The 9,612-nt window shown below is 69.8% G+C and carries 9 protein-coding genes and 1 pseudogene; 8 read left to right on the top strand and 2 right to left on the bottom strand.

Features of this window, described 5'->3' with window-relative positions:
• The 5 genes and pseudogenes from G6031_RS15805 to G6031_RS15785 all read left to right on the top strand — a co-directional run.
• Positions 1–488 (top strand): annotated as a pseudogene (locus G6031_RS15805) (lipid-transfer protein); the annotation flags it as partial.
• Positions 485–1,678: a thiolase domain-containing protein gene (locus tag G6031_RS15800; RefSeq protein ID WP_182653773.1), complete on the top strand. Its 1,194-nt coding sequence runs from the start codon at positions 485–487 to the stop codon at positions 1,676–1,678. The pseudogene G6031_RS15805 and the gene G6031_RS15800, both read left to right, overlap by 4 nt.
• Positions 1,675–2,193, top strand: coding sequence for a nuclear transport factor 2 family protein (locus G6031_RS15795; protein WP_107748767.1), 519 nt, complete (start codon positions 1,675–1,677; stop codon positions 2,191–2,193). Before G6031_RS15800 ends, G6031_RS15795 begins: the two co-directional genes overlap by 4 nt.
• Before the next feature lie 2 nt (positions 2,194–2,195).
• Entirely contained in the window at positions 2,196–3,101 is a 906-nt protein-coding gene (locus tag G6031_RS15790; protein WP_179524568.1) for a TIGR03619 family F420-dependent LLM class oxidoreductase, read from the top strand.
• Between the two features lie 484 nt (positions 3,102–3,585).
• Positions 3,586–4,425, top strand: coding sequence for a type IV toxin-antitoxin system AbiEi family antitoxin (locus tag G6031_RS15785; RefSeq protein ID WP_182653772.1), 840 nt, complete (start codon positions 3,586–3,588; stop codon positions 4,423–4,425).
• 309 nt (positions 4,426–4,734) lie between these two features.
• Here G6031_RS15785 and G6031_RS15780 read toward each other — a convergent pair whose 3' ends face one another.
• Both G6031_RS15780 and G6031_RS15775 read right to left on the bottom strand, forming a co-directional pair.
• Positions 4,735–5,760, bottom strand: a complete 1,026-nt coding sequence (locus G6031_RS15780) for an alpha/beta fold hydrolase (protein ID WP_182653774.1) — start codon at positions 5,758–5,760, stop codon at positions 4,735–4,737.
• 172 nt (positions 5,761–5,932) lie between these two features.
• The gene (locus tag G6031_RS15775; protein ID WP_182641185.1) at positions 5,933–7,177 is read right to left on the bottom strand and encodes a cytochrome P450; all 1,245 of its coding nucleotides are present in this window, start codon (positions 7,175–7,177) and stop codon (positions 5,933–5,935) included.
• Between the two features lie 171 nt (positions 7,178–7,348).
• On the opposite strand from G6031_RS15775, the gene G6031_RS15770 reads away from it, so the two are divergent.
• The 3 genes from G6031_RS15770 to G6031_RS15760 all read left to right on the top strand — a co-directional run bounded on the left by G6031_RS15770 (position 7,349) and on the right by G6031_RS15760 (position 9,604).
• Positions 7,349–8,515: a steroid 3-ketoacyl-CoA thiolase gene (locus G6031_RS15770; protein WP_179524565.1), complete on the top strand. Its 1,167-nt coding sequence runs from the start codon at positions 7,349–7,351 to the stop codon at positions 8,513–8,515.
• A 1-nt stretch (position 8,516) separates the two neighbouring features.
• Positions 8,517–9,104: an N-acetyltransferase gene (locus G6031_RS15765; RefSeq protein WP_182653771.1), complete on the top strand. Its 588-nt coding sequence runs from the start codon at positions 8,517–8,519 to the stop codon at positions 9,102–9,104.
• A gap of 80 nt (positions 9,105–9,184) precedes the next feature.
• Positions 9,185–9,604 carry a nitroreductase family deazaflavin-dependent oxidoreductase gene (locus tag G6031_RS15760; protein WP_179526148.1) on the top strand — a complete coding sequence of 140 codons (420 nt, stop codon included), beginning with the start codon at positions 9,185–9,187 and terminating at the stop codon, positions 9,602–9,604.
• Positions 9,605–9,612: the final 8 nt, after the last annotated feature.

Raw genomic sequence — 9,612 nt, 5'->3', positions numbered from 1 at the left:
GCCGGCACGACTGCCCGCCGGTCACCGACGGCGCCGGCGCCATCATCCTCGCCTCCGGCGACCGGGCCCGGGACCTGGTCGACACCCCGGCCTACGTCACCGGGATCGAGCACATCGCCGACTCCGCCGAGTTCGGCGCCCGCGACCTCACCGACTCCCCCTCGGCCCGCGCCGCCGCCGTGCGCGCCACCCGGTCCTCGGGCGAGCGCCCCGATCTCGGTGGCGTGACCGTCGCGGAGCTGCACACCCAGTACACGCACCAGGAACTGCTCCTGCGTGCCGCGCTGGGCATCGGCGATCACGTGGCCGTGACCCCGTCCGGCGGATCGTTGCTCGCGGACCCGCTGTTCTCCGCCGGGCTCGAGCGCATCGGCTACGCCGCCAACGACGTCATGGAGGGCCGCACCGAACGCGCCCTCGCCCACGCCACCAGCGGACATCTGCTCCAGCAGAACCTCATCTGCCTCCTGGAAGGACGCCCCGCATGAGCGCCCACAGCACCGGTCTCCCCGCGGCCGTTCTCGGCACCGGCCAGACCCACCACGTCGCCCGGCGCACCGACGTCTCCATGGCCGGCCTCTGCCGCGAGGCGATCGACGCCGCCATGGCCGACGCCGGCGTGGGATGGGACGACATCGACGCGGTGATCGTGGGCAAGGCCCCCGACCTGTTCGAGGGCGTGATGATGCCCGAGCTCATGATGGCCGATGCGCTCGGCGCGGTCGGCAAGCCGCTCCTGCGCGTCCACACCGCCGGCTCGGTCGGCGGCTCCACCGCCGTGGTGGCCGCCTCGCACATCCAGTCCGGCCGCTACCGTCGCGTGCTGGCCGTGGCGTGGGAGAAGCAGTCCGAGTCCAACGCCATGTGGGCGCTCAGCCTGCCCGTGCCGTTCACGGCCCCCGTCGGGGCCGGTGCCGGCGGGTACTTCGCCCCGCACGTGCGCTCCTACATCCGCACCACCGGCGCCCCTGAGCACGTCGGCGCGATGGTGGCGGTCAAGGACCGGCTCAACGGGTCCATCAACCCCCACGCCCACCTCAAGCAGCCCGACCTCACGGTGGACAAGGTGCTGCAGGGGCAGATGCTGTGGGACCCCATCCGGTTCGACGAGACCTGCCCGTCCTCCGACGGCGCGTGCGCGATCGTCCTCGGCGACGCCGAGGCGGCCGAGGCGGTCGAGTCCACCGGCCGGAACGTCGCCTGGGTGCACGCCACCGCGCTTCGCACCGAGCCCGGCACCTACGCGTTCCGCAACTACCGCAACCCGCAGGCCGGCCGCGACGCCGCCGCCGCGCTGTGGGCCGAGGCCGGTATCACCAACCCCGCCGAGGAGATCGACGCGGCCGAGATCTACGTCCCCTTCTCCTGGTTCGAGCCCATGTGGCTGGAGAACCTCGGGTTCTGCGAGGAGGGCGAGGGCTGGCGCATGACCGAGTCCGGTGCCACCGCGCGCGACGGGTCCCTGCCCGTCAACCCGTCCGGCGGCGTGCTGTGCTCCAACCCGATCGGCGCGTCCGGCATGCTGCGCTTCGCCGAGGCCGCCCGGCAGGTCATGGGCCGCGCCGACGAGCACCAGGTCCCGGGGGCACGCAAGGCCCTCGGTCACGCCTACGGCGGCGGGTCCCAGTACTTCTCCATGTGGGTAGTGGGGACCGACCGTCCGGAGCGTCACTCATGAGCAATCCGTACCTGGATGAGACCGGCCAGTATCGGCCTCTGGAGATGAGCGACGCCGCCCTGGCCAGTCCCGCCTTCGCCGCCGCGCGCCGCTCGTGGGCCGCGACCAACGCCGGCGACCGCGACGCCTGGATCGCCGGATGGTCTCCCGAGGGCACCATCGAGGATCCCGTGGGTCCGTCGATGTTCGACGCCGAGGGAATCGGCCACACCGGCACGACGCGACTCCTGGAGTTCTGGGAGAAAGCCGTGGCCACCCCGGACCACATCGAGTTCCGCTTCGATCGGGGGATCGCCGCGGGCGACGAGCTGCTCTGCGTCGGCACCATGCGCACCCACATGGGCTCCAGCATCATGGAGATCGACATCGCCGTGGACTACCGCGTCGACTCCGACGGTCGTCTGGTCTCCCTTCGCGCCTTCTGGGAGCAGGACGTGGCCATGGCCTCGGGACTGCGGCCGCTCACCGACGACGACAGGGCCGCCATCGCCGGCGCCGCCGGAAAGGGCCAGTGACCATGGGCCGCGTAGTGGACGCCGAGTTCTCCGTCCCCATCTCCTTCTCCCCCGTCGATCAGATCATCGACATCGCCCGCGGTGCCGAGGCCGCCGGCTTCGACCGGATCGTCCTGCCCGACTCGCTGTTCCACCCGCGACGCCAGGACGAGGACTACCCGTACACCCCCGACGGCTCGCGCATGTGGAACGAGGACACGCAGTGGGTAGAGCCGCTCATCGCCTCCGCGGCCATGGGCGGGGCCACCTCGACCATCCGCTTCTGCCCGCAGGTGCTCAAGGTCGGACCGCGCAATCCGCTGTTGCTCACCAGGCAGGTGGCCTCGGTGGCGTTGCTCACCGGGAACCGCTTGGACCTGGGCGTGGGCATCGGCTGGGACCCCAACGAGTTCGAGTGGTGCGGCGCGCCGTTCAAGGGCCGCGGCAAGCGCACGGACGAGTCGCTGGCGATCATGCGCCAGGCCCTGCGGGGTGAGTGGATGGAGTTCCACGGCCAGCACTTCGACTTCGACGAGCTGATCTTCACCCCCGCGCCCAGCGAGCAGGTGCCGTTCTACGTGGGCGGCCACACCGAGATCGCGCTCAAGCGGGCCGCGCGCGTGGGCCAGGGGTGGACCAGCGCCATGATGGGCTACGACGAGATCGTCGCCACCGTCCGGCGGCTGGGCGAACTCCTCGAGGCCGACGGTCGCTCGCTGGCCGACCGCGGCGACGGCACGCCCTTCGCCATCCAGGTGGTCTGCCTCGACCGCTTCGGCACCCGGGGCTTCACGGAGCTGGCCGAGGCCGGGGTCACCGACATCATCGTGATGCCCTGGATGGTCGACGGCCACGGGTTCGACTGCTCCACCGAACAGAAGCTCGAGTCCATCGCCGCCTTCGGCGAGAAGTACGGTCTCGGTTCCTAGCCCTGCCCAGGTCTCTTCAGCCCCCGGCCAGCCTGCCTGGCGGACATGCCTCCGCGGCTGGCGGACTTGCCCCGAGGTTGGCGGACATGCCCCCGCGGTTGGCGGACATGCCCCGCGGTTGGCGGACTTGCCCCCGCGGTTGGCGGACTTCTCGTGCGATTCCGGGCCGATTTCGGCACCTCCTGCCCGCCAGCTGAGGAAGCATGCCCGCCAACTCGGGGAGCGGGTCCGCCCGGTCTGCCGGACCGCCACGTGAGCCCGGCGGACTGAACTCGTCGTAGTTCCTGTGAATCGTCGTCATCCCTGTCCACATGGACGTCGTCACCCGCCGGTCGACACGTGATGACCGGTCAGGATTGCCGTCATGAGACGCGACCGGCGATTCCGAGACACCCGGCCTCCCACCCCGCTCCCAGCCTCGTTGGCGGATGCGGTTGCAGGCGGGCAGCCATTCGCGGCGAGCCAGGCTCTCGAGACCGGACTGGTGACGAGATACGCGCTCCGATCGGCGTTCAGAATGATCGTCCCCGGTGTGTACGCCGCGAAGGGGGCACGGCTGAGCAGGTGGGACTTCATTAGTGCGGTCGACATCTGGGCGCCTGCAGACGCGGTGATCGGAGGGTGGTCCGCCGCGTACCTCCATGGGGAACACTGGTACTCGACAGAGCGGGGCAACGGCGTCGTCGATGTCTTCACCTCAGCCGAGCCCCGCGTGCCGACCGGGGTTCGGGAGCGCCGGCTGCGGCAACCCATCCCGGCCGCGGACGCGTGCGAGATCGGCGGAGTACGAATTACCGCACCAGCCCGAACCGCGGTCGACGTGGCAAGGTGGTCCACTGGCGCTGATCGGAGGATCTGCATCGTGGACTCCGTGTGCTTCGCCACCAACACCAGCGTTCGCGCGGTTGCCGACGCTGCAACGCGGATGCCCGGCCAACACGGGGTCTCGAGGGTGGTTCGACTGCTCGCCGCCTGCGACGCGGACGCGCACTCTCCGCAGGAGAGCCTCCTCCGGCTCAGAATCGAGCGCTCTTCACTGCCTCAGCCAGTCTCGCAGTTCGAGATATGCGAACCGTCGGGGCATCTCCTTACAATTGCCGACCTCGCGTACGCCCGCGAGAAGGTCGCGATCTTCTACGACGGACGACATCACGGAGATCCGGAACAGTGGCGCCGGGACCTCCGGATCACCGCTCGGTTGGCGGACCTTGGCTGGCAGGTCGTCCGTGTGACAAAGGGAATGCGCCCGGAAGAGGTCATCGGCCATATCGCGAGTGCCCTGACCCGCGCCCGACGAGACCTCCAGCACCTGACTTCATCCTGAACGAGCCCTCGCGTGGCAGCTGGCGGGCACCCCACCCCGCTTGGCGGCCATGTCCTCGCCGTTGGCGGACACCCCCTCGCAGCTGGCGGGCACCCCCTCGCAGCTGGCGGACCCGATATGCGAAAACCGGGCCTGAAACGCGAAAAATGTTCGCCAGCCCGAAGCCCCTGTCCGCCATCCCGAGGCGCCTGTCCGCCAACCGGAAGCTCGTGTCCGCCAGCCAGGCTCGGAGCAGTCGGGGGGCGTGCTGGAGAGGTAGTCGGGTGCGAGCTCGGGCGGGGGCGGGGTGACATGCGCCTGCCGAGTGCCTCAGGCAGGAACGGCGGCCGCGATGTCCGCCAGGCAGGCGAGGATCTCCCGGTGGGTGTCCTCCGTGGCCTCCAGGTGCATGAGATGCCCCGCCGGTGAGGAGATCGCCCGGACCATCCGCACATCGTCGTGATGACGCCCCAGCTTGGAGAGCGGATCCCGGCCGTGGAAGCCCTCGAGGTCCGGGTCGTGCTCGGAGTAGAGGAAGTAGAACGGGACGGGGTTGGTCTGCCGCTCGAACTCCTTGCGCGCGAACCACGACACGTCCATCGCCCGGTACCACTGCAGCGGGCCGGCGAACCCCGTGCGGGCGTACTCGGCCTCGTAGACGTCCATCTCCTCGACGGACAACCACGGCCACGGCAGCGGCGGCGCCTCGGGCAGTGCCTCAAGATAGGTCGACCCCGGGGGGTGCTGCCAGACGTCGAGGTAGTGGTACTCCGCGGACAGGGCGTAGAAGACCCGGGTGAGGAACTCCCGCTCGCGACCGGCGAGATCGGCCTCCGCCACTCCCGGCTGCGTGAAGTAGTTCAGGTGCAGGAAGTGCTTCTCGGCCATCATCGCCGAACCCTCCAGCGGCGGCACCGACCCGGCGGTACCCATGAACGGGTTCTCCATCCCGATCACCGCGCGCACCCGCCCCGGTTCCAGATGGCAGGTGTCGTACGCGACGCCCGCGCCGAAATCGAAGCCCACCACCACCACGCGCGCCGCACCCTCGGCGTCGCACACCGCCAGGACGTCGTCGACCACCTCGCGCGGCGAGTAGGCCCGGACGTCGGCCGGCGCATCCGAACCACCCATGCCGCGCAGGTCGGGCGCGATGACCCGCCACCCGGCTGCGGCGAGGACGGGGATCATGCGGTGCCAGGTGAACCAGAAGTGCGGGAAACCGTGGAGGAGGACCACGGTGCCCGGGGGGCCGTCCGCGGAACCAGGGTGGCCGTCCGCGGATGCCGTGTCCGGTTCGGCGACGACGTAGTGGAGACGGACGCCGTCGCGGTCGACGTAGCGGTGGTCGAGCATGTCTTTCACACTGCCTCCTCCGGCCTCCGCCCGACGGGGTTCGGCCTAATCGATGGAGCCTCTCCGAGGGATGACGACGAGGCCCGCCCGGAGAGAACCGCGGCCCCGACCCGGCCTGGCGAGAAGGCGGGGTCGGGGCCGTGGGCCGGGCCGTGTGTGGGGGCTCGGGTTGTCAGCGCATGACCGGGCACTTGTAGTCGACCGACCACTCGGTGATGCCGTTGAGCCACCCCGAGCGGATGCGGGAGGGCTCCCCGAGGGCCTCCAGGTTGGGGAGGTGATCGGCGATGGCGTTGAAGATCAGTTCGATCTGCAGCCTGGCCAGGTTCGCCCCGATGCAGTAGTGCGGGCCGTTCCCGCCGAAACTCAGGTGCGGGTTGGGATCGCGCAGGATGTTGAACGAGAAGGGGTCCTCGAAAACGTCCTCGTCGAAGTTCGCCGAGCCGTACATGATGGCGGCGCGGTCGCCCTTCTTCATGGTCACGCCCCCGATCTCGACGTCCTCGGTGGCGGTGCGCTGGAACGACGTGATCGGCGAGGCCCAGCGGAGGATCTCGTCGTACGCGGTCGCGGGGCGCTCGGCCTTGAACAGCTCCCACTGGTCGGGGTTGTCGAGGAAGGCGACCATCCCGTGTGTGGTGGCGTTGCGGGTGGTCTCGTTGCCGGCCACGGCCAACAGCACCACGAACCAACCGAACTCGTCGGCGGTGAGCCTCTCGCCGTCGATGTCGGCCTGGATGAGCTTGGTGACCAGGTCGTCACGGGGATCGATCTCGCGCTTGGCAGCGAGGTCCTGCGCATAGGACAGGACCATGGCGTTGGCCATCTGCGACTCTTCGACCTTGCCGGGTACGTCGTAGCTGGTCATCTGGTTGGACCACTCGAAGATCTGATGCCGGTCCTCGAGGGGGATGCCGATGAGCTCGGCGATCGCCTGCAGAGGCAGCTCGGAGGCCACCTCGGTGATGAAGTCGCCGCTGCCCTTGGCGGCCGCGGTCTCGACGATGACCCGCGCCTTCTCGGCGAGGTGGTCCCGGAGCTTCTCGATGTTGCGCGGGGTGAAGCCCTTGGAGATGGTGCGCCGGTACTTCTTGTGCTCTTCACCGTCCTGGTTGATGAACAGCAGGCGGGTCAGCTCGACGATCTCGCGCTCGGTGCCCGGTGCGAAGCGCGGGATCGCGGTGTTCTCGAAGGTGGAGAACACCTCGTTGGTGCGCCGGGAGATCTCCTTGACGTCCTCGTGCTTGGTGACCACCCAGTACCCGTGGTCGTCGAAGCCGTCGGCCCCGGGCTCGTTGGCGCACCACCGGATCGGTTCGGTGCGACGGAGGTGAGCCCACTCCGGATGCGGGAGCCGCTTCTCGTAGAGCTCCGGGTCCGTGAAGTCGAAACCCTCGGGGATGGTGACTGCCTGCACTGGTACTCCTTGACCGCGTCGGATGCGTCTCGTGCTCGTCGACCGACGACCCCGGGATACTGCGAACCCGGGACCCGAGCGGTAATCTAGAACACGTTCCACCCACCATACTAGAACACGTTCCCCCCGGGTCCCTGTTTTCATCGGGCCCGGTCACCCGGAAGGACCACCATGGGCAATCCCGTCATCGTCGAGGCCGTTCGCTCCCCGATCGGCAAGGCTCGCGGCGCACTGTCGGGCCTGCACCCCGCACACCTGCTGGGCGCCTCCCAGAAGGAGGTCATCCGGCGCGCCGGGATCGACGCGTCGCTGGTCGAGCAGGTCGTGGGCGGCTGTGTCACCCAGGCCGGCGCGCAGGGCAACAACGTCACCCGCGGCGCGTGGCTCGCCTCCGGACTGCCGTGGCAGACCGCGTGCACGACGATCGACTGCCAGTGCTCGTCCGCTCAGCAGGCCAACCACTTCATCGCCAACCTCATCCACGCCGGCGCGATGGATGTCGGGATCGCCTGCGGAGTGGAGTCGATGAGCTGGATCGCCCTGCGCGCGGCGGTCGGTAACGGGGAGAACGGGATGCCGCGGCCGGACGACTGGGAGCTCGATCTGCCCGACCAGTTCACCGCCGCGGACCGTATCGCCGCACGCCGGGGGATCACCCGCGAGCAGCTCGAGGAGCTCGGCGTCCGATCCCAGGCCAACGCCAGGCGGGCGTGGGACGAGGGACGCTTCGACCGCGAGACCTTCGCGGTCGACGCCCCCGAACGCCTCAAGGACGGCACCTACACCGGCGAGACGGTGTCCGTCACCCGGGACCAGGGCCTGCGCGAGACCACCGCGGACGCGCTCGCCGGCCTCAAGCCGGTCCTGGAGGGCGGCCTGCACACCGCCGGCACCTCCAGCCAGATGTCCGACGGCTCGGCCGCGGTGCTGCTCATGGACGAGGACGTCGCCAAGGCCCACGGGCTCAGGCCCCGCGCGCGGATCGTCCACCAGGCGCTGGTCGGCGGCGAGCCCGAGTACCACCTCGACGGCCCCGTCCAGGCCACCCAGCGCGTGCTCGACCGGTCGGGGATGTCCATCTCCGATTTCGACCTCTTCGAGTGCAACGAGGCGTTCGCCTCCGTGCTGCTCAGCTGGGCGCAGGTCCACGGGCCGGACATGGACAAGGTCAACGTCAACGGCGGCGCCATCGCGATCGGACATCCCGTCGGCAGCACCGGCGCTAGGCTCATCACGACCGCCCTGCACGAGCTCGAGCGCACGGACGGCGACCGCGCCCTCATCACGATGTGCGCGGGCGGCGCCCAGGCCTCGGCGAGCATCATCGAGAGGATCTGACATGAGCAGCAACGCCATCGAGACGGCCGCGGCCCGCAGGAGCGAGGTCTTCGCGGCCCTCGCGTCAGCGGACTCCAGGCAGGATGCCGCAGCGGCACTGGCCGACCTCCTCTCCATCCCCTCCGAGGAGGCCGAAGCAGTACTCCGGGCGCCGCTGGAGAACCTTCTGGGACAACCGGGCGACTCCTCCGCCCCCACCGGGCCGGGCGGCTTCACCCTGCACCCGTTCCGCGACTCGGAGCACCACAGGTCCCTCTTCCACTCCCGGTCCTCGGACGAGACCTCCGCGACCGGAGGCGCGTGGGACGAGAAGAGGACCGAGGCCGAACTGCGCGAGGGACTGCGGCGCGTCGAGGCCGAGTCGGCCATGTGGTTCGTCGCCGTGGACACCTCCCGTGACCAGCCGGTGGGCCTGGTGTTCGGTGAGCAGATCGACGACGGCGATGTCGACGTGGCCATCTGGATCCACCCCAAGGAGCGCAAGAAGGGCTTCGGTCTGGCCGCGCTGAAGGAGAGCCGACGCGAGCTGGCGGCGTTCTTCCCGGGCAAGCACGTGATCGTCCGCGCGCCGCTGTCGGGGTCCAAGTGAGCGAGAGTCACCCCGGGGTGGAGACCGGCGTGGACGATCCCCGGCGCTCCAAGCCGTGGGTCCTCGGCATCATCAAGGTGATGTCCCGCGTCAACACCTGGACGTACCGCGTCTCCGGCGGCCGTATCGGTGGCAACTGGAGGGTGGGATCGGCACTGAAGGCACCGGTTCCGGTCTGCCTGGTGACAACGACGGGACGCAAATCCGGCGAACCGCGCACGGTGCCGCTGCTCCACCTCCCGGACGGTGACCGGGTCCTGCTGGTCGCCTCCCAGGGCGGGCTGCCCAAGCACCCGCAGTGGTACCGGAACATCCTGGTGAATCCCGAGGTCACCATCCAGGTCGGGCGAAGGACCCGAGCGATGAGGGCGAGGGAGGCGACCGCGCAGGAGCGTGCCGAACTCTGGCCCCGCCTCGTCGAGCGCTACTCGGACTTCGCCTCGTACCAGGCCAACACGAGCAGGGTCATCCCGGTGGTGATCTGCGAACCGCTCGGCTGACGCCGGCA

The sequence above is a fragment of the Dietzia sp. CQ4 genome (assembly GCF_014145125.1).
Classification (GTDB): Bacteria; Actinomycetota; Actinomycetes; order Mycobacteriales; family Mycobacteriaceae; genus Dietzia; species Dietzia natronolimnaea.
The sequence above is the reverse complement of the archived record's forward strand: the minus strand, read 5'-3'. Positions and strand labels throughout refer to the sequence as shown.